The sequence below is a fragment of the Streptomyces sp. NEAU-sy36 genome (assembly GCF_013423905.1).
Taxonomy (GTDB): Bacteria; Actinomycetota; Actinomycetes; order Streptomycetales; family Streptomycetaceae; genus Streptomyces; species Streptomyces misionensis.
Genome location: NZ_CP058977.1, coordinates 5,690,707 through 5,712,539 on the forward strand (window position 1 = coordinate 5,690,707; position 21,833 = coordinate 5,712,539).

The 21,833-nt window shown below is 72.2% G+C and carries 19 protein-coding genes and 1 pseudogene; 14 read left to right on the plus strand and 6 right to left on the minus strand.

Features of this window, described 5'->3' with window-relative positions; genetic code table 11:
* The first annotated feature begins 178 nt into the window (after window positions 1–178).
* Window positions 179–1,021: a hypothetical protein gene (locus HZZ00_RS24855; protein ID WP_180328545.1), complete on the plus strand. Its 843-nt coding sequence runs from the start codon at window positions 179–181 to the stop codon at window positions 1,019–1,021.
* A 242-nt stretch (window positions 1,022–1,263) separates the two neighbouring features.
* Complete coding sequence (locus HZZ00_RS24860; RefSeq protein ID WP_180328546.1) at window positions 1,264–2,670, plus strand: glycoside hydrolase family 16 protein; 1,407 nt, start codon at window positions 1,264–1,266, stop codon at window positions 2,668–2,670.
* Window positions 2,671–2,824: 154 nt separating this feature from the next.
* On the opposite strand, the gene HZZ00_RS24865 is transcribed toward HZZ00_RS24860, so the two are convergent.
* Complete coding sequence (locus HZZ00_RS24865; RefSeq protein WP_180328547.1) at window positions 2,825–3,718, minus strand: AraC family transcriptional regulator; 894 nt, start codon at window positions 3,716–3,718, stop codon at window positions 2,825–2,827.
* 146 nt (window positions 3,719–3,864) lie between these two features.
* Between HZZ00_RS24865 and tkt the strand changes: the two genes are divergently transcribed.
* The 8 genes from tkt to HZZ00_RS24905 all read left to right on the plus strand — a co-directional run bounded on the left by tkt (window position 3,865) and on the right by HZZ00_RS24905 (window position 13,542).
* Window positions 3,865–5,940, plus strand: a complete 2,076-nt coding sequence (gene tkt / locus HZZ00_RS24870; RefSeq protein WP_070029499.1) for a transketolase — start codon at window positions 3,865–3,867, stop codon at window positions 5,938–5,940.
* A gap of 19 nt (window positions 5,941–5,959) precedes the next feature.
* Window positions 5,960–7,105 (plus strand): transaldolase, encoded by a 1,146-nt coding sequence (gene tal / locus HZZ00_RS24875; RefSeq protein WP_180328548.1) that lies wholly within the window; start codon window positions 5,960–5,962, stop codon window positions 7,103–7,105.
* Complete coding sequence (gene zwf / locus HZZ00_RS24880) at window positions 7,102–8,688, plus strand: glucose-6-phosphate dehydrogenase (protein WP_180328549.1); 1,587 nt, start codon at window positions 7,102–7,104, stop codon at window positions 8,686–8,688. The genes tal and zwf overlap by 4 nt, the downstream gene beginning before the upstream one ends.
* A complete protein-coding gene (opcA, locus tag HZZ00_RS24885) occupies window positions 8,685–9,611 on the plus strand; it encodes a glucose-6-phosphate dehydrogenase assembly protein OpcA (protein ID WP_074994419.1) in 927 nt (308 codons plus the stop codon). The genes zwf and opcA overlap by 4 nt, the downstream gene beginning before the upstream one ends.
* 1 nt (window position 9,612) lies before the next feature.
* Window positions 9,613–11,259: a glucose-6-phosphate isomerase gene (pgi, locus tag HZZ00_RS24890; protein WP_180328550.1), complete on the plus strand. Its 1,647-nt coding sequence runs from the start codon at window positions 9,613–9,615 to the stop codon at window positions 11,257–11,259.
* A 7-nt stretch (window positions 11,260–11,266) separates the two neighbouring features.
* Window positions 11,267–12,145: a phosphogluconate dehydrogenase (NAD(+)-dependent, decarboxylating) gene (gnd, locus tag HZZ00_RS24895; protein ID WP_180328551.1), complete on the plus strand. Its 879-nt coding sequence runs from the start codon at window positions 11,267–11,269 to the stop codon at window positions 12,143–12,145.
* Between the two features lie 2 nt (window positions 12,146–12,147).
* Window positions 12,148–12,741, plus strand: a complete 594-nt coding sequence (locus HZZ00_RS24900) for a histidine phosphatase family protein (RefSeq protein ID WP_180328552.1) — start codon at window positions 12,148–12,150, stop codon at window positions 12,739–12,741.
* A 135-nt stretch (window positions 12,742–12,876) separates the two neighbouring features.
* Window positions 12,877–13,542 carry a TetR/AcrR family transcriptional regulator gene (locus HZZ00_RS24905; RefSeq protein WP_180328553.1) on the plus strand — a complete coding sequence of 222 codons (666 nt, stop codon included), beginning with the start codon at window positions 12,877–12,879 and terminating at the stop codon, window positions 13,540–13,542.
* A gap of 14 nt (window positions 13,543–13,556) precedes the next feature.
* Here HZZ00_RS24905 and HZZ00_RS24910 read toward each other — a convergent pair whose 3' ends face one another.
* A complete protein-coding gene (locus HZZ00_RS24910; protein ID WP_180333687.1) occupies window positions 13,557–14,153 on the minus strand; it encodes a TetR/AcrR family transcriptional regulator in 597 nt (198 codons plus the stop codon).
* Between the two features lie 138 nt (window positions 14,154–14,291).
* Between HZZ00_RS24910 and HZZ00_RS24915 the strand changes: the two genes are divergently transcribed.
* Window positions 14,292–15,182: an NAD(P)-dependent oxidoreductase gene (locus HZZ00_RS24915; RefSeq protein WP_180328554.1), complete on the plus strand. Its 891-nt coding sequence runs from the start codon at window positions 14,292–14,294 to the stop codon at window positions 15,180–15,182.
* Between the two features lie 38 nt (window positions 15,183–15,220).
* Here the strand turns inward: HZZ00_RS24915 and HZZ00_RS24920 are convergent, their stop codons facing one another.
* From HZZ00_RS24920 to HZZ00_RS24930, 3 genes are all read right to left on the minus strand, one after another.
* Complete coding sequence (locus HZZ00_RS24920) at window positions 15,221–15,658, minus strand: TIGR03618 family F420-dependent PPOX class oxidoreductase (protein WP_180328555.1); 438 nt, start codon at window positions 15,656–15,658, stop codon at window positions 15,221–15,223.
* Between the two features lie 131 nt (window positions 15,659–15,789).
* Window positions 15,790–16,497 (minus strand): YcnI family protein, encoded by a 708-nt coding sequence (locus tag HZZ00_RS24925; RefSeq protein WP_180328556.1) that lies wholly within the window; start codon window positions 16,495–16,497, stop codon window positions 15,790–15,792.
* Window positions 16,498–16,535: 38 nt separating this feature from the next.
* The gene (locus HZZ00_RS24930; protein ID WP_180328557.1) at window positions 16,536–17,111 is read right to left on the minus strand and encodes a hypothetical protein; all 576 of its coding nucleotides are present in this window, start codon (window positions 17,109–17,111) and stop codon (window positions 16,536–16,538) included.
* A 413-nt stretch (window positions 17,112–17,524) separates the two neighbouring features.
* Between HZZ00_RS24930 and HZZ00_RS24935 the strand changes: the two genes are divergently transcribed.
* Window positions 17,525–18,253, plus strand: coding sequence for a serine hydrolase (locus HZZ00_RS24935; protein ID WP_306856114.1), 729 nt, complete (start codon window positions 17,525–17,527; stop codon window positions 18,251–18,253).
* A 212-nt stretch (window positions 18,254–18,465) separates the two neighbouring features.
* Here HZZ00_RS24935 and HZZ00_RS24940 read toward each other — a convergent pair.
* A pseudogene (locus tag HZZ00_RS24940) lies at window positions 18,466–18,993 on the minus strand (family 1 glycosylhydrolase); the annotation flags it as partial.
* Between the two features lie 238 nt (window positions 18,994–19,231).
* Here HZZ00_RS24940 and HZZ00_RS38795 point away from each other — a divergent pair.
* Entirely contained in the window at window positions 19,232–19,675 is a 444-nt protein-coding gene (locus tag HZZ00_RS38795; protein ID WP_257585265.1) for an ASCH domain-containing protein, read from the plus strand.
* A gap of 147 nt (window positions 19,676–19,822) precedes the next feature.
* Window positions 19,823–21,679 carry a DUF4157 domain-containing protein gene (locus tag HZZ00_RS38130; protein ID WP_219013927.1) on the plus strand — a complete coding sequence of 619 codons (1,857 nt, stop codon included), beginning with the start codon at window positions 19,823–19,825 and terminating at the stop codon, window positions 21,677–21,679.
* Window positions 21,680–21,833 lie beyond the last annotated feature (154 nt).

Consider the following 21,833-nt stretch of genomic DNA (forward strand, 5'->3'; position numbering starts at 1 on the left):
CTCGTGCTGTCCCATGATCCCCGCCCGTGGGCCGTCCGCGCACGCCCCGCCCGGCGGGGCCGGCCTCCGCACGGCGAGGACGGCCGGAACCGGAGCGTCGATCACGCCCCCGCAACCCGCCGGACACCGATCCGTGGTTGCATGCGAACCCCGACTCCACCGAGGTGACAGGAGCCCGATGAAGCGTCAGATCGCCGCGCTCACCGCACTGGTGGGCGCGCTCGTGTGTGCCGCCCCCAGCGCGTCGGCGTCCGAGCCGGCCCAGTGGGTCGCGGCCGGGACGTCGTACACCGACACCCTGGGCGGCGGCCAGGGACTCGCGAGCCGCGCCGACGGCTCGCTGCTGCACCGCGGGTTGCTGGACATCCCGCTGGACCTGCGGACCAAGGGCTGGAACCACGTGGGCGACCCGGACATCGCGCGCGGCTACGTCTTCGACGCCTACCAGGGTGCCGACACGGCCACCTCGAAGATGTACGCGGTGACCACCCCGGAGGGGAAGCGGTACGACTACGTCCATCCACTGGATCCGGGCGAGAAGGTGAACAACTCCTTCGCCGCGGTCTCGCCCGACGGGCAGTGGCTGGTGTCCGGCGAGTGGGGCGACCAGGACCGGCTCCAGGTGTTCCCGGCGCCGCTGCTCAACCCGGCGACCCCGCGCACCGGGGGCACGCTGGCGCAGGCCGGGCCGATCGGCCTGGACAAGCCGGTGCGGGACATCCAGGGCTGTGACTTCGTGAGCGCCACCCGCCTGGTGTGCGCGTCCGACGACGCCTCGGGGCAGTTGTTCCCGCAGAGCAGACCGCTGCTCCAGGTCGATCTGCCGCACCCCCTGGACGGCAAGCCGGTCACCGGCCGGGTGAGCAGCCTGTTCGCGCTGCCCCAGCGGAGCGTGTGCACGGGCACGTTCGAGGCGGAGGGCGTCGACTACGACCCGGCCGCCGGCACCCTGCGCGCCGAGGTGGTGCAGCCCGGCGTGTGCGCGGTGGCGACGACCGTGTACGCGTACCGGCTCGGGTAGGGGTCGCGGTCCCGGTGGCGGCGCCCGGCCCGGCGCCGCCATCCGCCACCGGTACACCGCACGGCGCCGGGTACGGGGTCCGCCAGGCAAGGGCTCACCCCCTTCATTACCTGAACTCGCCCGCGTGCATCGGACTTTCCGTGTTTCAAGCCTTGACGGCCGCGGGGCCGGGGAGCACATTTGGCGGCGTCGTGAGAGCGCTCTCAGCTCACCTCACCCCACGCTCCCCGAGAGGCCTCCCCATGAGTGAATCCTCCGGCACCCCCAGACCCCGCACCCGCTCCCTGCGCCGCGCCCTGGTCGCCGCGCTCGCCACGTTCGGGCTGGCCGCGGCGCTCGCCACCACCGCCGGCGCGCCCGCGGACGCCTCCGCCCCGGCGCCGCCCTCCGGCTGGTCGCAGGTCTTCCTCGACGACTTCGACGGCGCGGCGGGCTCCGGCGTGAACACGGCCAACTGGCAGTACGACACCGGGACCTCGTACCCGGGCGGAGCCGCCAACTGGGGCACCGGCGAGGTCGAGTCGATGACGTCCGGCACGAACAACGTCTCCCTGGACGGCAACGGCGACCTGCTCATCACGCCCCGCCGCGACGCCTCCGGCAACTGGACGTCCGGCCGGATCGAGACCACCCGCACCGACTTCCAGCCCCCGGCGGGCGGCAAGCTGCGCGTGTCGGCGCGGATCCAGATGCCGAACGTGACCGGTGACGCGGCGGCCGGGTACTGGCCCGCGTTCTGGATGCTGGGCGCGCCCTTCCGCGGCAACTACTGGAACTGGCCCGGCATCGGCGAGCTGGACATCATGGAGAACGTCCAGGGTCTGAACAAGACCTGGGCCACCATGCACTGCGGCACCGGTTCGGGCGGCCCCTGCAACGAGACCACCGGGCTCGGCAACTCGACCGCGTGCCCGAACAGCACCTGCCAGTCGGGCTTCCACACGTACACCATGGAGTGGGACCGCTCGGTGAGCCCGGAGGCGATCCGCTTCTCCGTGGACGGCACCGTCTACCAGACGGTCACGGCCGCCCAGATGGACGCGACGACCTGGGCCAACGCCACGAACCACGGCTTCTTCGTCATCCTGAACGTGGCGATGGGCGGCGGCTTCCCGGGTGCCTTCGGCGGCGGTCCCACCAGCGCCACGGAGCCCGGTCACCCGATGGTCGTCGACTATGTGCAGGTGCTCCAGTCGTCCGGCGGCGGTGGCACCACTCCCCCGCCGCCGTCCGGCAACCGGGACGCGTACAGCCCGGTCCAGGCGGAGTCGTACGACGGCCAGTCCGGCGTCTCGGCGGAGGCCACCACGGACACCGGCGGCGGCCAGGACATCGGCAGCCTCGCGAACGGCGACTGGGCGCTGTACAAGGGCGTGAACTTCGGCTCGACGGCGGCCACCCAGTTCTACGGCCGGGTGGCGAGCGGCGCGGGCGCCGGGGTGAGCGGTCTGGTGGAGGTACGGCTGGACAACCGCGCCAACGCGCCGATCGGGAGCTTCGCGGTGGGCGACACCGGCGGCTGGCAGTCCTGGCGGACGATCCCGGCCAACATCGGCCCGGTCACCGGCACGCACGACGTGTACCTCACGTTCACCAGCGGCCAGCCGGCCGACTTCGTGAACGTCAACTGGTTCGACTTCGGCCACTGAGCCGACCGCCGTACGGAAGCGGGGCGGGCGCCGGGAGGATCCGGTGCCCGCCCCGGTGCGTCCGGGCGGGGCACGCCGGACGCGCCGGGGGCGCCCCGGCGGCCGCGCGCGGTCCGCGGGCACACCGCCCGGGCGGTCCCCGGCCCTCGGCGCGCTACCGCAGTTCCGCCCGGAAGGCAGCCGGCGTGCGGCCGGTGTGCAGTTGGAAGAACTTGGAGAAGTTGGCCGCGTCGGGGAAGCCGACGGCCACGCCGACCCGTCCTATCGGCAACTCCGTGTGGGCGAGCAGGCGCTGGGCCTCCAGGACGACACGCCGGTCGATGAAGCCCTTGGGGGTCTGCCCGGTGGCGGCGCGGACGGCGCGCACCAGGGTGCGGCGCGAGTAACCGAGGGCGTCGGCGTAGGCGCTGACGCTGTGGTTGGTGGCGAAGCCCTGTTCGACCGCGTCCCGGAACCGGGTGAAGGTGCTGTCCGACTGCTGCCGGGAGCCGGACGCCGAGCTGGCGGCGAGATGGGCGAGGCGCAGCAGGAACGCGGTCAGGGAGTGCCGCAGGACGGCCGTGTGCAGGCTGAGCGGGAGCGTCGCGGTGTCCTCGTACTCGCGGCGCAGCTGGTCCAGGGCCGCGCGCAGCGCGCCGAGCTGCGCCGCGTCGGGGTGCAGCAGCGGCGGGAGGTCGTAGCGGTACAGGCCGGTGGCCTCCACGATGGCGCGCGGCAGGAAGCCGGGCTGCATGGTGAGCACGGTTCCGCGGTACACGCACTCCCGGGAGAAGCGGTGGACCTGTCCGGGGCGGATCCACAGCAGGTCGCCTGCGTTCGCCTCGTACTCGGTGAAGTCCACCATGTGGCGTACGGGGCCGTCGGTGAAGAGCAGGACCACATGGAAGTCGATGCGGTGGACGCGGTCGAGCGGGGCGTCGGCGTGCCAGGTGTGACCGGCGCCCATGGGACCGACCTGCATGCCGACACCCCCGACGGCCAGCTCGGTCGGGAAGGGGAAGGTCCGGATGCCGTCGGCGCCGCTCACTTCGGGCGTTGTGTCAGCCATGTCCTTTTCGCGCCGTCCCTGCTGTTCGATCACTGTCCCAGATTCACCACAGAGTGACACACCCCGCCCTTCCGTCGAAAAAGTCAGACTTTTAAGTTTGAACACATCCGGTCAGCCCTTCCGTACTGAATGAGGACTTCTTGAAGATGAGCACGCAGACTTCCGGCGGCTTCGAGTGGACCGACCTCGACCGGCGCGCCGTGGACACGGCCCGTCTGCTGGCGGCCGACGCGGTGCAGAAGGTCGGCAACGGTCACCCCGGCACCGCGATGAGCCTGGCGCCTGCCGCGTACACGATCTTTCAGAAGGTGATGCGACACGACCCCGCGGACCCGGAGTGGACCGGCCGTGACCGGTTCGTCCTCTCCCCCGGTCACACCTCGCTGACCCTCTACACCCAGCTCTTCCTGTCCGGTTACGAGCTGGAGCTGGACGACCTCAAGGCGTTCCGCACGAAGGGCTCCCGCACTCCGGGCCACCCCGAGTACGGGCACACGGCCGGTGTGGAGACCACCACCGGTCCGCTCGGCCAGGGTGTGGCCAACGCGGTGGGCATGGCGATGGCCGCCCGCTACGAGCGCGGCCTGTTCGACCCGGAGGCGCCCGCGGGCACCTCCCCCTTCGACCACACCATCTGGGCGATCGTCTCCGACGGCGACCTGGAGGAGGGCGTCTCCTCCGAGGCCTCCTCGCTCGCCGGCCACCAGAAGCTCGGCAACCTGGTCTTCCTCTACGACGACAACCACATCTCCATCGAGGGCGACACCGAGACCGCGTTCTCCGAGGACGTGCTGAAGCGGTACGAGGCCTACGGCTGGCACACCCAGCGCATCGAGCCCACCGCCGACGGCGACGTGGACGTGCCCGCCCTGTACGCGGCGCTGAAGGCCGCGCAGGAGGAGACCGAGCGGCCCTCGATCATCGCGATGCGCACGATCATCGCCTGGCCCGCCCCGAACGCGCGCAACACCGAGGCCTCCCACGGCTCGGCGCTCGGCGAGGAGGAGATCGCGGCCACCAAGCGCCTCCTCGGCTTCGACCCCGAGCAGACCTTCCAGGTCGACGACGAGGTCCTGAAGCACACCCGGCGGGCCCTGGACCGGGGCGCCGAGGCGCACGCCGCCTGGGACAAGCGGATCGCCGAGTGGCGCACCGCCCGGCCGGAGCAGGCCGAGCTGTTCGACCGGATCAGCCGGGGCGAGCTGCCCGAGGGCTGGGAGGACGCCCTGCCGGTCTTCGAGGAGGGCAAGTCGGTCGCCACCCGTGCCGCCTCCGGCAAGGTCCTCCAGGCGCTCGGCCCGGTGCTGCCGGAGCTGTGGGGCGGCTCCGCCGACCTCGCCGGCTCCAACAACACCACGATCGACAAGACCAGCTCCTTCCTGCCGGCGGGCAACCCGCTGCCGGGCGCCGACCCGTACGGCCGAACCGTGCACTTCGGCATCCGCGAGTTCTCCATGGCCGCGGAGATGAACGGCATCGCCCTGCACGGCAACACCCGGATCTACGGCGGCACCTTCCTGGTCTTCTCCGACTACATGCGCAACGCCGTGCGCATGTCGGCGCTGATGCAGCTGCCCGTGACGTACGTGTGGACGCACGACTCCATCGGCCTCGGCGAAGACGGCCCGACCCACCAGCCGGTCGAGCACCTGGCCTCGCTGCGCGCCATCCCCGGCCTGAACGTCGTCCGCCCGGCGGACGCCAACGAGACCGCGATCGCCTGGGCCGAGATCCTGAAGAGGCACGCCACCAGCCCCGCCCCGCACGGGCTCGCGCTCACCCGCCAGGGCGTGCCGGTGTACGCGCCGAACGAGGACGCGGCCAAGGGCGGCTATGTGCTGCGCGAGTCCTCGACGGAGGTCCCGGAGGTGATCATCATCGCGACGGGCTCCGAGGTGCAGCTCGCCGTGGCCGCGCGGGAGCGGCTGGAGGCCGAGGGGATCGGCACCCGGGTGGTCTCGATGCCGTCCGTGGAGTGGTTCGAGGAGCAGCCGCGCGCCTACCGCGAGCGGGTGCTGCCGCCGGCCGTGAAGGCCCGGGTCGCGGTCGAGGCCGGGATCGGACTGACCTGGTACCGGTACGTCGGCGACGCGGGGCGGATCGTCTCGCTGGAGCACTTCGGTGCCTCCGCCGACGCCAAGACGCTGTTCGCCGAGTTCGGCTTCACCCCTGAGAACGTCGCCGCGGCGGCCCGCGAGTCGCTCGCCGCCGCGCGCGCCTGACACCGACGCAGACAGAAAGATGAGAACCGTGACCGAAGCAATCGCGACCCCGGGAGCCCTCAAGCGCCTTGCCGACGAGGGTGTGTCCATCTGGCTGGACGACCTGTCCCGCAAGCGGATCACCTCGGGCAGCCTCGCCGCGCTGGTGGCGAGCGGCAGCGCCGTCGGTGTCACCACCAACCCGTCGATCTTCCAGGCGGCCATCGGCTCCGGCGAGGGCTACGAGGAGCAGCTCACCGACCTGGCGGTGCGCGGGGTGACCGTCGACGAGGCGGTGCGGATGATGACGACCGCCGACGTGCGGGACGCCGCCGACATACTGGACTCCGTGTACCGGGCGACGGACGGCCGCGACGGCCGGGTCTCCATCGAGGTCGACCCCCGTCTCGCCCACGACACCAAGGCGACCGTCGCCGAGGCCAAGCAGCTGGCCTGGCTGGTGAACCGCCCCAACGTGATGATCAAGATCCCGGCGACCAAGGCGGGCCTGCCCGCGATCACCGAGGTCGTCGGGCTCGGCATCAGCGTCAACGTCACGCTGATCTTCTCGCTGGAGCGCTACCGCGAGGTCATGGCCGCCTACCTGGCCGGCCTGGAGAAGGCCCGTGAGCGCGGCATCGACCTGTCGACGATCCACTCGGTGGCCTCGTTCTTCGTCTCCCGTGTGGACTCCGAGATCGACAAGCGGCTGACCGCACTCGGCACCGAGGAGGCCCTCGGCCTCAAGGGCCGCGCGGCCCTGGCCAACGCCCGGCTGGCCTACGAGGCCTACGAGGAGGTCTTCTCCTCGGACCGCTGGCTGGCGCTGTCCGGCGACAAGGCGAACAAGCAGCGCCCGCTGTGGGCGTCCACCGGTGTGAAGGATCCCGCGTACAAGGACACCCTGTACGTGGACGAACTCGTCGCGCCGGGCACGGTCAACACCATGCCGGAGGCCACCTTGAACGCCGTCGCCGACCACGGCGAGATCACCGGCGACACGGTGACCGGCGGCTACGCGCAGGCCCGCGCCGACCTTGACGCGGTCGAGCGGCTCGGCATCTCGTACGACGAGGTCGTCCAGCAGCTGGAGGACGAGGGCGTCGCCAAGTTCGAGTCGGCCTGGCAGGACCTGCTGGACGCGGTGGCGAAGTCCTTGCAGAACAAGGGAGTTGACGCGCGATGACCGACAAGCAGAGCGCCGCCGCGGCGCCCGAGGAGGTGCGGGTGCCCGTCGCCCCGGCCGCCGACTGGGTGAACCCGCTGCGGGACACCCGGGACCGCCGCCTCCCGCGCATCGCGGGCCCGTCGGGCCTGGTCATCTTCGGGGTGACCGGCGACCTGTCCCGCAAGAAGCTGATGCCGGCCGTGTACGACCTGGCCAACCGCGGCCTGCTGCCGCCGGGCTTCTCCCTGGTGGGCTTCGCCCGCCGGGACTGGGAGGACCAGGACTTCGCACAGGTCGTGCACGACGCGGTGCGCGAGCACTCGCGCACCCCGTTCCGCGAGGAGGTGTGGCAGCAGCTCGCCGAGGGCATGCGGTTCATCCCCGGCGACTTCGACGACGACACCGCCTTCAAGCAGCTCAAGGACGCCGTGGAGGAGCTGGACGCCTCCCGCGGCACCGGCGGCAACTTCGCGTTCTACCTCTCGGTGCCGCCGAAGTTCTTCCCGAAGGTCGTGCAGCAGCTGAAGAAGCACGGCCTGGCCAGCCCGCCCGAGGGATCCTGGCGGCGCGCGGTCATCGAGAAGCCGTTCGGCCACGACCTGGCCAGCGCCCGCGAGCTGAACGCGCTCGTGCACGACGTGTTCGAGCCGGACCAGGTGTTCCGGATCGACCACTACCTCGGCAAGGAGACCGTCCAGAACATCCTGGCGCTGCGCTTCGCCAACCAGATGTACGAGCCGATCTGGAACCGCAGTTACGTCGACCACGTGCAGATCACGATGGCCGAGGACATCGGCATCGGCGGCCGGGCCGGCTACTACGACGGCATCGGCGCCGCCCGTGACGTCATCCAGAACCACCTGCTCCAGCTGCTGGCGCTCACCGCCATGGAGGAGCCCATCGCGTTCGACGCGGAGGCGCTGCTCACCGAGAAGCTGAAGGTGCTCAAGTCGGTGCGGCTCCTGGAGGACCTGGGCAAGCACACCGTGCGGGCGCAGTACGCGAGCGGCTGGCAGGGCGGCGAGAAGGTCGTCGGCTACCTGGAGGAGGAGGGCATCGACCCCAAGTCGAAGACCGACACCTTCGCGGCGATCAAGCTCGGCATCGACAACCGCCGCTGGGCGGGCGTCCCCTTCTACCTGCGCACCGGCAAGCGCCTGGGCCGCCGGGTGACGGAGATCGCCGTCGTCTTCCAGCGGGCCCCGCACTCCCCCTTCGACACCACGGCCACGGAGGAGCTGGGCCAGAACGCGATCGTGATCCGCGTCCAGCCGGACGAGGGCATGACGGTCCGCTTCGGCTCCAAGGTGCCCGGCACCTCGATGGAGATCCGGGACGTGTCGATGGACTTCGCCTACGGCGAGTCGTTCACCGAGTCCAGCCCCGAGGCGTACGAGCGGCTCATCCTGGACGTGCTCCTGGGCGACGCCAACCTGTTCCCGCGCCACCAGGAAGTGGAAGAGTCCTGGAAGATCCTCGACCCGATCGAGGAGTACTGGGCGGCGCACGGCCGTCCGGCACAGTACGCGTCGGGCAGCTGGGGACCGAGGGAAGCCGACGAGATGCTCGCACGAGACGGACGGAGCTGGCGCAGGCCATGAAGATCGACCTGACCGACACCACGGCAAGCAAGATCAACAAGGCGCTGGTGCAGGGCCGCCGCGCCATCGGCACCCCGGCCGTGGGCATGGTCCTGACGATGGTCATCGTCACGGACGAGGAGAACGCCTACGACTCGATGCGGGCGGCCGAGGAGGCCTCGCACGAGCACCCCTCGCGCACCCTGGTCGTCATCAAGCGGCACGCCCGCACCCTGCGCGACCGCACCCACTCGCGGCTGGACGCCGAGGTCCGGGTCGGCTCGGAGGCCGGCACCGGCGAGACGGTGGTGCTGCGCACCTACGGCGACGTGTCCGACCACGCCGACTCGGTGGTGCTGCCGCTGCTGCTGCCGGACGCCCCGGTGGTCGTGTGGTGGCCGGTGGACGCCCCCGACACGCCGTCCAAGGACCCGCTCGGCGCGCTCGCCCAGCGCCGGATCACCGATCTGTACGCGGTGGACCGGCCGATGGAGGTCCTGGAGACCCGCGCCCGCAACTACGCGCCCGGCGACACCGACCTCGCCTGGACCCGCCTCACGCTGTGGCGGTCGATGCTGGCCGCCGCCCTGGACCAGGCTCGGGTGCAGGTGACGTCGGCGGCCGTGGAGGCCGAGGCGGACAACCCGAGCGCCGAGCTGCTGGCCCGCTGGCTGGAGGCGCGGCTGGGGGTGTCCGTGGACCGCGTGGTCACCGAGGGCCCCGTGGTCACCGCCGTACGGCTGGGCACCCGCGAGGGCGAGATCGTCCTGGACCGCCCCGAGGGCCCGCTGGCGACGCTCACCCTGCCGGGTCAGCCGCCGCGCACCCTCGCGCTGAAGGTCCGCTCCACCTCCGAACTCATCGCCGAGGAGCTGCGCCGCCTCGACGCCGACGAGATGTACGCCATCGCCCTCACGGGCGAGGCCGCCAAGGAGAACGCCTGAGATGGCCGACGTCCGTAATTCCGACCTCATCCACCGGCCCGAGTGGACGGCGCTCGCCGACCACCGCGCCAAGGGTCAGCCGCACCTGCGCGACCTGTTCGCGTCGGACCCCGGCCGCGCCGAGCGGTACGTGGTCCGGGTCGGCGACCTGCACATCGACTACAGCAAGCACCTGATCACGGACGAGACCCTGGCCCTGCTCCAGGACCTCGCCTCCGCCACCGGGGTGTTCGCGCTGCGCGACGCCATGTTCCGGGGCGAGAAGATCAACATCACCGAGGGCCGGGCGGTGCTGCACACCGCGCTGCGCGCCCCGCGGGACGCGGTGATCGAGGTCGACGGCGAGAACGTGGTGCCCAAGGTGCACGCGGTGCTCGACAAGATGGCCGACTTCGCCGAGCGGGTCCGCTCCGGCGCCTGGACCGGGCACACCGGCAGGCGCATCAGGAACGTGGTCAACATCGGCATCGGCGGCTCCGACCTCGGCCCCGCCATGGCCTACGAGGCGCTGCGCCCGTACACCGCGCGGGAGTTGACGTTCCGGTTCGTGTCCAACGTGGACGGCGCCGACCTGCACGAGGCGACCCGCGACCTGGACCCGGCGGAGACCCTGTTCATCGTCGCGTCCAAGACCTTCACCACGATCGAGACGATCACCAACGCCACCTCGGCCCGCTCCTGGCTGCTGAGGGCCTTCGACGGCGACCAGAAGGCGGTCGCGAAGCACTTCGTGGCGCTGTCCACCAACGCGGGCAAGGTCACCGAGTTCGGCATCGACCCGGACAACATGTTCGAGTTCTGGGACTGGGTCGGCGGCCGCTACTCGTACGACTCCGCGATCGGCCTCTCCCTGATGATCGCCATCGGACCGGACCGGTTCCGGGAGATGCTGGACGGCTTCCACCTGGTCGACGAGCACTTCCGCACCGCGCCCCCGGAGGCCAACGCCCCGCTGCTGCTCGGCCTGCTGGGCATCTGGTACGGCAACTTCCACGACGCCCAGTCGCACGCGGTACTGCCGTACAGCCACTACCTGTCCAAGTTCACCGCCTACCTCCAGCAGCTGGACATGGAGTCCAACGGCAAGTCGGTGCAGCGCGACGGCAACCCGGTGGAGTGGCAGACCGGGCCGGTGGTGTGGGGCACTCCCGGCACCAACGGGCAGCACGCGTACTACCAGTTGATCCACCAGGGCACCAAGCTGATCCCGGCCGACTTCATCGGCTTCGCCCGCCCCGTCGGCGACCTGAGCGGCGAACTGGAGGCGCAGCACGACCTGTTGATGGCCAACTTCTTCGCCCAGACGCAGGCGCTCGCCTTCGGCAAGAGCGCCGAGGAGGTCCGCGCGGAGGGCGTGCCCGAGGAGCAGGTGGCGCACCGCACCTTCCGCGGCGACCACCCGACGACCACGATCCTCGGCACGGAGCTGACGCCGTCCGTGCTCGGCCAGCTGATCGCCCTCTACGAGCACAAGGTGTTCGTGCAGGGCGCGGTGTGGGACATCGACTCCTTCGACCAGTGGGGCGTGGAGCTGGGCAAGGTCCTCGCCAAGCGCGTCGAACCCGCCCTCACCGAGGGCGCCGAGGTCCCCGGCCTCGACCCGTCCACCACGGCCCTGGTCGCGGCCTACCGTTCTCTCAGGAAGTGAACTGATCATGCAGCTCGGTCTCATCGGTCTCGGCAAGATGGGCGGCAACATGCGCGAGCGGATCCGCCGCGCCGGCCACACCGTCATCGGCTACGACCGCAATCCCGAAGTCTCCGACGTCAAGAGCCTCGAAGAACTGGTCGAGAAGCTGGAGGCGCCGCGCACGGTCTGGGTGATGGTCCCGGCCGGCACCGCCACCCAGGGCGTCATCGACGAGCTCAAGGACCTGCTGTCCGAGGGCGACACGGTGGTGGACGGCGGCAACTCCCGCTGGACGGACGACGAGAAGCACGCCGCCGAACTCGGTGTCAAGGGCATCGGCTTCGTGGACGCGGGCGTCTCCGGCGGTGTGTGGGGCCTGCAGAACGGCTACGCGCTCATGGTCGGCGGCGACAAGGAGCACGTCGACCGGCTGCGGCCGATCTTCGACGCGCTCAAGCCCGAGGGCCCGTACGGCTATGTGCACGCGGGCCGCGTCGGCGCCGGGCACTTCTCCAAGATGGTCCACAACGGCATCGAGTACGCCATGATGCAGGCGTACGCCGAGGGCTGGGAGCTGCTGGAGAAGGTCAAGTCGGTGGACAACGTCCGCGAGGTCTTCCGCTCCTGGCAGGAGGGCACCGTCATCCGCTCCTGGCTGCTCGACCTCGCGGTCAACGCGCTGGACGAGGACGAGCACCTGGACAAGCTGCGCGGTTACGCGGAGGACTCCGGCGAGGGCCGCTGGACCGTCGAGGCGGCCATCGACAACGCGGTGCCGCTCCCGGCGATCACCGCCTCGCTGTTCGCCCGGTTCGCCTCCCGGCAGGACGACTCGCCGCAGATGAAGATGATCGCCGCGCTGCGCAACCAGTTCGGCGGCCACGCGGTCGAGAAGAAGGGCTGACCGTGGCGGACCTCTTGCTGGTCCGCCACGGGGAGACGGAGTGGAGCAGGTCGGGACAGCACACCAGCTTCACCGACCTGCCCCTGACGGACCACGGCGAGGAACAGGCCAAGTCCCTCGCCCCGCTCCTGTCCGGCCGGACCTACGCCCTGGCCCTGGCCAGCCCGCTCGCCCGTGCGCTGCGCACCGCCGAACTCGCCGGTGTCACCGGGGTCGTGCCCGACCCCGACCTGCACGAGTGGGACTACGGCGGCTACGAGGGCATCACCACCCCCGACATCCACCGGACCCGCCCCGACTGGGACCTGTGGACCGACGGGGTGCCGCCCGGACCCGAGGGGCATCCGGGCGAGTCGCCGGCCGAGATCGGTGCCCGCGCCGACCGGGTGCTGGCCCGTGTCGACGCAGCGCTCGCCGAGGACGCCGGTGATGTGGTGCTGGTCGCCCACGCCCACTTCCTGCGGGTGCTGACGGCCCGTCGGCTGGGCCTGCCGCCCGCCGAGGGCCGGCTGTTCCAGCTGGCCACCGGCACGGTGAGCCGGCTGTCCACGGAACACGGGCGCCCGGTGATCGCCGAGTGGAACCGGCGGCCGTAACACCGGACGCGACGCGGCCCGGGTCACTGCGTGTGGCCCGGGCCGCGGCATACGCTCCGCCGTGGCGGCGTCCTAGAATCACCGGGCAGCAAGCGAGCGCACCACCACGGCGCGTCAAGGCCGAAGGAACACCCCATGACCAGCGTCGAAGAACCGTCACGAGCCGACGGGCGGGGGCGTGACGCCGCCCGCACCAGGGCCGAGATACTCGACGTGGCCACACAGGAGTTCGCCCGGGCCGGTTACGACGGCGCGCGCGTCGACGAGATCGCCGCCCGTACCCGCACCACCAAGCGGATGATCTACTACTACTTCGGCGGCAAGGAGCAGTTGTTCACGGCGGTGCTGGAACGGGCCTACGGCGCGCTCCGCGAGGCCGAGGGGCGACTGGACGTGAGCCACCTGGACCCGGTCGCGGGAATCCGCCGCCTGGCCGGACTGGTCTTCGATCACCATGAACAACACCCGGACTACCTGCGCCTGTTGAGCGGCGACAACGGCCAGGCAGCCGAACACATCGCCGCCGTCGGCGCGTTGGGCGCGATCGGCTCCCCGGCGCTCGGCGCGCTGCGCCGCGTCCTGGCCGCCGGGCAGGAGTCGGGGGTGTTCAGGACGGACGTGGACGCGGCGGACGTGCACGCGGTGATCAGCTCGTTCTGCTTCTTCCGGGGCGTGAACGGGCGTACGTTCGGTGCCCTGTTCGGCCGGGACCTCGTGGACCCGGCCCGGCGCGCGCACTACCGGACCATGCTCGGGGACATGGTGGTCGCCTACCTCACGGCCGGCCGGTCCGCCGCCTGAAGGTCCGGCGTGGCTCAGGCGGGCCGGGCCACGGCGGCGTCGAGCAGCGGGCCGAGTTCCCGCACCACCGTGGTCAGGGGCCGTACGTCCTGTTCGGCGCGGGCCAGCAGGATCGCGCCCTCCAGGGTGCTGATCATCAGTGTGGCCAGGGCCGCGGCGCGGTCGGCGGGCACGCCCATCCGGGCCAGGACCTCGGCGAGCGGGGTGCGCCAGGTGGTGAACGCGGCGGCCACCGCCTCGCGGGTGCTGTCGCCCAGGGAGGCACAGTCGACGGTGGCCGCGGCGACCGGGCAGCCCGCGGCGAACCCGTCGCGCTCGTACTCGTCGGTCCACTGCGCGACCATCGCCGCGAACAGGGCGCTCGGCAGCGGCTCGGCCAGCCCTTCGACGAAGCGGGCGATCCGCTTGCCCGCGTACCGCCCGGCCCAGCCGACGGCCTCGCCCACCAGCTGTTCCTTGCCGCCCGGGAAGTAGTGCTGGAGGGAGCCGCGCGGCGCCCCGGCGTGCGCCGCGACCTCGCGCATCCCGGTCGCCTTCACCCCGTCGCGCCGGATGAGCTGCGCCGCGCTGAACACCATCCGCTCGCGCGGGCCGCGCTGCCGCTCGCCCATCACCGGCCTCCGTTCCTCGCCTCGTCCCGCCGTGCCCGCGGTGACCGCCCGGCCCGGGGACAACTCTATGACCGGCGTCATAGCGGCCGCTACTATGACCACTGTCATACTCGGCTCGCGGTGCGAAGGGCGGCCCCCGTGCACGTCGGTTTCCTCGGTCTCGGAGTGATGGGCGGGCCCATGGCCCTGCGCCTGGCGGCGGCCGGCACGCCGCTGGTGGTGTGGAACCGCACCCCGCACCGCACGGAGCCGCTGCGCGCGGCCGGTGCCGAGGTCGCCCGCGACCCCGGTGAGGTGTTCGCGCGGACGCGGGTGGTGCTGCTGATGCTGGCCGACGAGGCGGCCGTCGACGCGGTCCTCGGCCGCGGCACCCCGGAGCTGGCCGCGCGGGTCGCCGGACGCACCGTCGTCCACATGGGCACGACCTCTGCCGAGTACTCCCGTGCCCTGGAGGCCGAGATCCGCGCGGCCGGCGGCCGCTACGTCGAGGCGCCCGTCTCGGGCTCCCGGGTCCCCGCGGAACAGGGGCGGCTGGTCGCCATGCTCGCCGGCGAGCCGGCCGCCGTGGAGACGGTGCGGCCGCTGCTCGCGCCGATGTGTCACGAGACGTTCGTGTGCGGCGCGGCACCGGGCGCGCTGCTGATGAAGCTGTCGGTCAATCTGTTCCTGATCACCCTGGTGACCGGGCTGACCGAGGCGTTCCACTTCGCCGAACGGCAGGGGCTGGACCCCCGCCTGTTCCTGGACGTGCTGGACGCCGGCCCCATGGCGAGCGCCGTCTCCCGGATGAAGGCGCCCAAGCTGCGCGAGCGGGACTTCGGCGTGCAGGCCGCCGCGCTCGACGTCCTGAAGAACAACCGGCTGGTCGCCGAGGCCGCCCGCGCGGCCGGGCTGGCCTCCCCGCTCCTCGACGTCTGCCACGCCCTCTTCCGGGAGACCGTGGCGCAGGGGCACGGCGGCGAGGACATGGTTGCCGTGCTGCGGGCGATCGAGGCGCGCACCGAACGGGCGTCCGGCCACGTCGCCTGAGCCGGGCGCCCGGTGGCGGGCCGGGCCATCGGCCGCGGTCAGCGCCTGGGAACGCCGTACGCCCGCTCGACGCGCAGCCGCACCACCAGGCGGCGGTCGCGGACCATCGATGCGCGGAAGTCGTCCCAGTCCGGGTGCTCGCCGAGCACCTCGCGGTAGACCCGGACCAGCTCCTCCACGGTGTCGTCGTGGAGGTCCCGGGCGACCGGGGACAGCTCGGCCGTGCCCTCGGCGACGGTGTACGCCCAGCGGTCGGCGCTGGTGACGTGGTACGAGGCGCGGGGGTCGCGGCGCAGATTTCGCGTCTTGGCGCGGTCGTCGGTGACGGAGATCCGGATGATCCGCTCGTCGGGGTCGTAGGCGTGGACGACATTGGACAGCTGGGGGCGGCCGTCGCGCCGGAGGGTGACCAGTACGCCGCCGTGCCCTTCGGTGAGGAGCGGGAGCAGCGCGTCCTGCGTGGGGTCCTGGGTCATGCGCGGGTCAACGACGGGCGGCGGCGGTCGCATTCCCGGTTCCGCTTCGACGGTGCCCGCCGCCCGCCGCGGTTCACCCTTCCGGGTCACCGTCGGCGAGCGGCGGGTTCGTCCCGCCGAGGGGCCCGCGGTCACGACCGCTCCGGCCTCCGTCCGCGGACCAGCGCGAACGCGGCGGCGGCCAGGCCCAGGACACCGGTGACCAGGCCCGCGACGCCGAGTCCGCGGGCGGTGGAGTCGCTCGCGCCGGCCGCCTCGGCGGTGGCGGCGGCCGGCGCCGCGGCGGGTGAGGCGTCGTCGGCGGTGAGCTTCAGGACCGGGGCGGGGTTGTCCGGCTCGTCGTCGCCCGAGGAGGGCTGCTCGATCCAGCGGACCACCTTGCCGTCCGAGTACGTCTGCAACGTCTTGAAGACCAACTGCCCTGCGTCCTCGGGCAGTTGACCGAAGGCGACGTTGAAGTCCGCGTACTGCCCGGCGGCGATCGTGCCGCCGCTGAAGGTGATCTCGGAGGCGGCCTCGGTGACCGTGCCGTCGTCGGTCTTGACCGGCGTCTTCAGCTTGGTGGTGGTCACCTTGGCGGTCCAGCCGTCCTGCGGGTGGACCAGGACGCCGAGGACGGGGTGGTCGGTGGGCAGGAAGATCTGGACCTTGGTGGTGGAGGCGTTGTCCTCCTCGTTGGGCACGCGGAAGGTGAGCACGCCGTCGGTGGCGCCCTTGGCGTAACTCTCCGGGTGGACGGTGACGTGGGCGGACGCGGCACCGGCGGCGAGCAGCACCGTGGCGGTGGCGAGCGCGGCGACGGTCGCGGCGCGGCGCGGGGTGATGCGTGGTGCGGACATGGTGAACCGATCTCCGTACGGGTGAGGAAGGTGAGGGGTCAGGGCGGGTACGGGATCGGGGCGGGCGGCCCGCGCCGGGTGACCGCGTGCCGCAGCGGGGCCCGGCGGCAGGGGCCCGCACCGGTGGTCACGCGCGGCACCGGTCCGGCGGGAGCGGGCAGCGGGGTGGGCCGCCACCAGGCGACCAGGACGGGAACGAGTTCGGCGGTACGGCGCAGCAGCGACCACAGCGCGGCCTCGCCCCGCCGCAGCCACCAGGAGGCGGCGAGCGCGGCGAGCAGATGGGCGACGGTGGCGTGGGCCAGCGGATGCGCGGGTTCCGCCATGCCGGGCATGGCGGGCATGGCGGGCATGGCGGAGCCGGTCCGGGCCGCGCCGAAGCCCGCGTGCAGTCCGGCCTGGGTGAGCAGCATGACCGCGCCGATGCCGGGCCCGGACCGCTCCCGCCCGCCCAGCGCCCAGCCGAGCGCGAACACCGCGAGGAATCCGGCAGCGTCGCAGCGCGGCGACGGCATTCCGCCCATGGCCAGCCCGTGCCCCGCGGCGGCGAGCAGCACGCACACCGCGGCGAATACCGCGGCCCGCAGTCCTCTCACCGCCGGGGATGCGCTCACACCGTGGGATCCTGCCACGCCACCGACCGGCCCGCGCCGGTTCCGTGGCGTTCAGGGGTCACCCGAACGCCCACCGGCAGGCGGCGTTCGGCCACCAGCAGTCGAATCGTCAGAGCGACAACAAACCGAACTCTTACGCGATTATTATCGCGCCCGTGCCCGCGAACCCACCTCGCCATCGCCGCCAGTCCCGCAGGGAGCAGCGGCGGCGCCGCAAGGCCCGGAGACGCCGCCTGATATGGGCGGTGACCACGGCCGTCGTCCTGTCCGGCGCCGTCACCGTGTACGCCGCCGCCCGCCCCCACTCCGGCACGCCCGGTGCACGGGCGGACCCCAAGGCCCCACGGGGCGCTTCCTCCTCTCCTTCCGCTGCCCCTTCCCCTTCCGCTTCCGCCTCGCCGGTTCCGGAGCCGATGAGCCTCGAAACCGCGCTCGCGCCGGTCACGGACCTCTTCGGCGACAACGAGATGTCCGTGGCCGTGCAGGACACCGCCAGCGGCAGGTGGGCCGCGTTCGGGGACGACTCCTTCGACACGGCCAGCATCGTCAAGGTGGACATCCTTGCCACGCTCCTCCTCCAAGCGCAGGACGCCGGCCGCACGTTGACCGCCCAGGAGCGCGTCTACGCGGCGAAGATGATCGAGAACAGCGACAACGACTCGACGAGCGCGCTGTGGACCGAGATCGGGAGCGCGGAGGGACTCGACGCGGCCAACGCACGTCTCGGCCTGACCGAGACGCAGGGCGGTGACGGGACCGTGTGGGGCGTCACACAGACCACCGCGCAGGACCAGGTCCGGCTGCTGCAGAACGTCTTCGGCGACACGTCGCCGCTCAGCTCCGCGTCGCGCGCGTACATCCGGGACCTGATGAGTCATGTCGCCGTCGACCAGGCATGGGGCGTGTCCGCGGCGGCGGACGGCGACAGCCCGACCGCCCTCAAGAACGGCTGGCTCCAGCGCAGCCAGACCCGCACATGGGACGTGAACAGCATCGGCCGGATAGAGAAGGACGGCCGTGTCTATCTGCTGGCCGTGCTGCTGAACGGTTGCAGCACCGAGGAGGTCGGCATCACGTTGGTGGAGCAGGCGGCGGTCCACGCGGTGACGGCCTTCGCCGACTCCCTGGCCGGCTCCGGTTGACCGGGCCGGGCGGCCGGCGCGGGGAGCGGGGCCCTCGGGCGCCCGCTCCCGGTGGCACCGGCGCCCGGCTCAGGCGGCGTCGCCGCGCGGTTCCCCGTGGGCGCGGACGATCTCCGTGTGGCGGTGACCGCTGTTCTTGATGGTGAGGCCCAGCCGGTCCAGGGGCGCCGCGATCGTCTCCAGAGCGCCGGGCTTCAGCGGGAGTTACGCCGGGCCACGTCCTCGGGGCGGTCGGTGGCCGGGCGCAGGGTGGGGAGGTTGTTGACGATGCCGACCCGGGCGCCGGGGGCGGCGGCGCGGACGGCCTCGGTGGCGAGGCCGTGGCCGAGGAGCAGATGGCAGGAGGCGCGGACGGCGGCGGTCAGATCGGTCCAGCCGGGCGCCATCGTGCCCTCGTAGTGGCCGATCCAGGCCGAGCAGGAGGGCTCGTTGAGCGTCGTCCACAGCGTGACCCGGTCGCCGAGGCGGGCGGCGACCGCGGACGCGTAGTCGGCGAAGGCCAGGGCGGTGTCCCGTTCCGGCCAGCCGCCGCGGTCCTGGAGCACCTGCGGCAGGTCCCAGTGCTAGAGGGTGACGGACGGGGTGATGCCCGCCGCGAGCAGGTCGTCCACCAACTCGTCGTAGGAGGCCGGCCCCTTGGGGTTGACCGGGCCGGTGCCGCCGGGCACGACGCGCGGCCAGGCGGCGGAGAGCCGGTAGGCGTTGACGCCGAGGCGGCGCATCAGGGCGATGGTCCCGCGACGGCTCGTATCTGTGCCAGACGGGCCAGGGTTACGACGGCCCGACCGGTCTCGGCACCCCGAACGGGACCGGGGCCTTCAGCAAGTAGCCGGTGCCGCCGCGCAGTTCTGCCGGGCCGCCGTCCGCGCCCCTGCCGGGGTCGGGCGGGCCGGCCGCGTCGGAACGCACCGACTCGGACAGGCCAACTCACCCGTAAAGGAAGTGAGTTCGCCGATCCGTGTCGGGTACGCTCGGCCCGTGATACCCGACCACCTCCCCACGCTGGCCCTCGCCTTCCCCGGCCCGGAGCGCGACCGCGGGGTCGAGGCCATCATCAGCGGCCGCAAGACCGCGATGACGGCGCTGGCCGAGATCCTGGAGCGCGCGGGCGAGCCCGTTCCCGAGACGGGCACCCGGTACGCGGTGCTCGACTCGGACGACCGGCCGGCCGTCGTGATCGAACTGACCGAGGTCCGGGTGATCCCCTTCGGCGAGGTGGACGACCGGTTCGCCCGGGACGAGGGCCGCGGATACGCGGACGCCGCGGAGTGGGCCGCCGCCCACCGGGACTTCTTCGCCGGCGAGACCATGACCGAACTGCTCGGCTACACCCCTTCGGTGGACGACGACGCGCTGGTCGTCGCCGAACGCTTCCGCGTCGTCGATCCGGAGACCGACGGCGCCGCCGCCGGGCCACACTGACCAGGCTCCGCCGAACTCCACCCGGTTTTCCGCCCGTTGCCCTCGCCAGGCACCTGTTCTGCCCCGCTTCCTGCCCGTTCTCCCCTACCCGGCGGGCGGCCGGCGCCGTACACCGGAACGGAGGATCTCGCCGTGGTGAGGAGCGACGTGCGCGGACACCGTAAGCGACACGAGGAAAGCGCGGGCGCCGAGCCCGCCACGGCGCGCACGGCGGACGCCCGGCGCCCCGGTCCGGGCGCCCCGTTGCGGCCCGACGCACTGCCCGCCCTGCAACGGCTGATCGGCAACGCCGCGGTCGGCGAGCTGCTGAGCCGGGCCGGGCCCGAGCATGCCGACCCGCAGGCACAGCGGTCCGCGTCGGTGCGCCGGGCGCTGCGCTCCCCCGGCCGCCCGCTGGACGACCCGGTCCGCACCGACATGGAGGCCAGGCTGGGCGCCGACTTCTCCGACGTCCGGGTGCACACCGACCGGGCGGCGCACGAGTCCGCCGCCGCGGTCGCCGCCGAGGCCTACACCTCCGGCTCCCACATCGTGTTCCGGCGCGGCCGCTACGACACCGCGTCCGACGCGGGGCGGGAGGTGCTCGTCCATGAGCTGACGCATGTCGTGCAGCAGCGGCGCGGTCCGGTCGCCGGGTCGGACACCGGCGCCGGACTGGCGCTCAGCGATCCGTCGGACCGGTTCGAGCGCGAGGCGGAACGGGTCGCGGCCGGCGCCCCGGCCGGCGCCCCGGCTCCGGCGCCGGCCGGGCGACCGGTTGCCGGACTGCCCGTCGCCCGCCTGATCTCGGTCGAGGAATTCCGGCGGCGCACCGCCGTGGGCCGCTTCGAGAAGCGCGGCTCTTCCATCGCGGCGGTCGAGCGGGAACTCGCGGCCTATCACCAACTGCCGCAGGACGGTTACGGCGCCCGGTCCAGGCAACTGGAGAAAATCAGGGCCGCCGCCGAGGAGTACGCCAGGAACTCGAAATCGAAAAGGCACCAGGCGGAGGTCGATTCCCTGGTCGCGGAAAGCCACGCGGAATCCAACGACATCCGGCTGGACGCGGTCATCGAGGAGATCATCGAGCAGGTACGCGCCCACCAGGAGATCTGCCGGCAACTGGAGGAGGCCAGGAACACGGCGGACAAACCGGCCCAGGCACGCCTGCTGCTGGCCGCGCAGGACACCGTCCTCGGGCGCATCCAGGAGACCGGCGCGGCCGTGGACAGCGATCTGTCCCTCACCAACGCCCGGCTCGCGGACTGGGTGAACGGCGTGGTCAGGGATCTGCCGGAGGACGAGAGGCGCAGGCTGGTCGAGGACGATCTGGACCGCCTGGACGCCATCCGGCAGGACCCCGGCGCCCCGCGGATCACCCGGGACCTGCTGGGCGATCTGCTGGCGCACCGCGGCATCGTCGGCTTCACGACCGGGATGCCGGGTACGTCCCTCTCCCCCGTGGGATCCGCCGAGAAGTACTCCATGAGGCACGCCGTGTACCAGGGACAGGGCACGACCGAACGGCTCGGTTCGCTCGCCCACGAACTCACCCATGTGGACGCGGGCGAAAGCTATGCGAATACCCCGATCCTGCTGCTCCTCCGGCGCGGGCTCGGCGACGACGAGATCCGCCGGCTGGCCGAGGAACGGAATGCGGAGATCGATTTCCTGAAAAACCTGCTGGAACAGGACGGGGGGACGCTGACCGCCGCCCAGAGCGAACTCTTCGGGGCGAAGCTCGACTACGCGAGCGACCAGCGGAAGGGGGTCGCCCGTTACGCCGCGAGCTTCAAGTCGCACGGGAAGATCGACGAACCCACCTATCAGTACCTGATGCACGTCGAGCAGCTCACCGGTAAGAGGAGTTCCGTGCTCGTGGAGTACGACACGGTGATCACCCAGCTGCTCGTCTACCTGCACCGCTGGGGAGTGGCCCACGACCACCCGCTGTACGCCGAGGTGGCCCGGCTGGCCGCGCGGCTGCGGTCCGACCGGGCGGACGCCGCGACCCCCGGGCGGTAGCGCCCCGCCACCCCGCGCCCGGGGTCCGGAAGGACCTCGCCGTCCGTGCCCGCACGGCCCCGGGACCGCTCAGGCCTCGCCGGAAACGGACCGCTCTCCCCGGATCGTCGTCACACGTCACCCGGGTCCGGCGTTTGTCCGAAATCCGCCGACG

What these genes read in the sequence shown, in the direction of transcription:
- HZZ00_RS24855 (WP_180328545.1), top strand. Translation starts at nt 179, where the DNA reads ATGAAGCGTCAGATCGCCGCGCTCACCGCACTGGTGGGCGCGCTCGTG.
- HZZ00_RS24860 (WP_180328546.1), top strand. Translation starts at nt 1,264, where the DNA reads ATGAGTGAATCCTCCGGCACCCCCAGACCCCGCACCCGCTCCCTGCGC.
- HZZ00_RS24865 (WP_180328547.1), bottom strand. Translation starts at nt 3,718, where the DNA reads ATGGCTGACACAACGCCCGAAGTGAGCGGCGCCGACGGCATCCGGACC.
- tkt (WP_070029499.1), top strand. Translation starts at nt 3,865, where the DNA reads ATGAGCACGCAGACTTCCGGCGGCTTCGAGTGGACCGACCTCGACCGG.
- tal (WP_180328548.1), top strand. Translation starts at nt 5,960, where the DNA reads ATGAGAACCGTGACCGAAGCAATCGCGACCCCGGGAGCCCTCAAGCGC.
- zwf (WP_180328549.1), top strand. Translation starts at nt 7,102, where the DNA reads ATGACCGACAAGCAGAGCGCCGCCGCGGCGCCCGAGGAGGTGCGGGTG.
- opcA (WP_074994419.1), top strand. Translation starts at nt 8,685, where the DNA reads ATGAAGATCGACCTGACCGACACCACGGCAAGCAAGATCAACAAGGCG.
- pgi (WP_180328550.1), top strand. Translation starts at nt 9,613, where the DNA reads ATGGCCGACGTCCGTAATTCCGACCTCATCCACCGGCCCGAGTGGACG.
- gnd (WP_180328551.1), top strand. Translation starts at nt 11,267, where the DNA reads ATGCAGCTCGGTCTCATCGGTCTCGGCAAGATGGGCGGCAACATGCGC.
- HZZ00_RS24905 (WP_180328553.1), top strand. Translation starts at nt 12,877, where the DNA reads ATGACCAGCGTCGAAGAACCGTCACGAGCCGACGGGCGGGGGCGTGAC.
- HZZ00_RS24910 (WP_180333687.1), bottom strand. Translation starts at nt 14,153, where the DNA reads ATGGGCGAGCGGCAGCGCGGCCCGCGCGAGCGGATGGTGTTCAGCGCG.
- HZZ00_RS24920 (WP_180328555.1), bottom strand. Translation starts at nt 15,658, where the DNA reads ATGACCCAGGACCCCACGCAGGACGCGCTGCTCCCGCTCCTCACCGAA.
- HZZ00_RS24925 (WP_180328556.1), bottom strand. Translation starts at nt 16,497, where the DNA reads ATGTCCGCACCACGCATCACCCCGCGCCGCGCCGCGACCGTCGCCGCG.
- HZZ00_RS24935 (WP_306856114.1), top strand. Translation starts at nt 17,525, where the DNA reads ATGAGCCTCGAAACCGCGCTCGCGCCGGTCACGGACCTCTTCGGCGAC.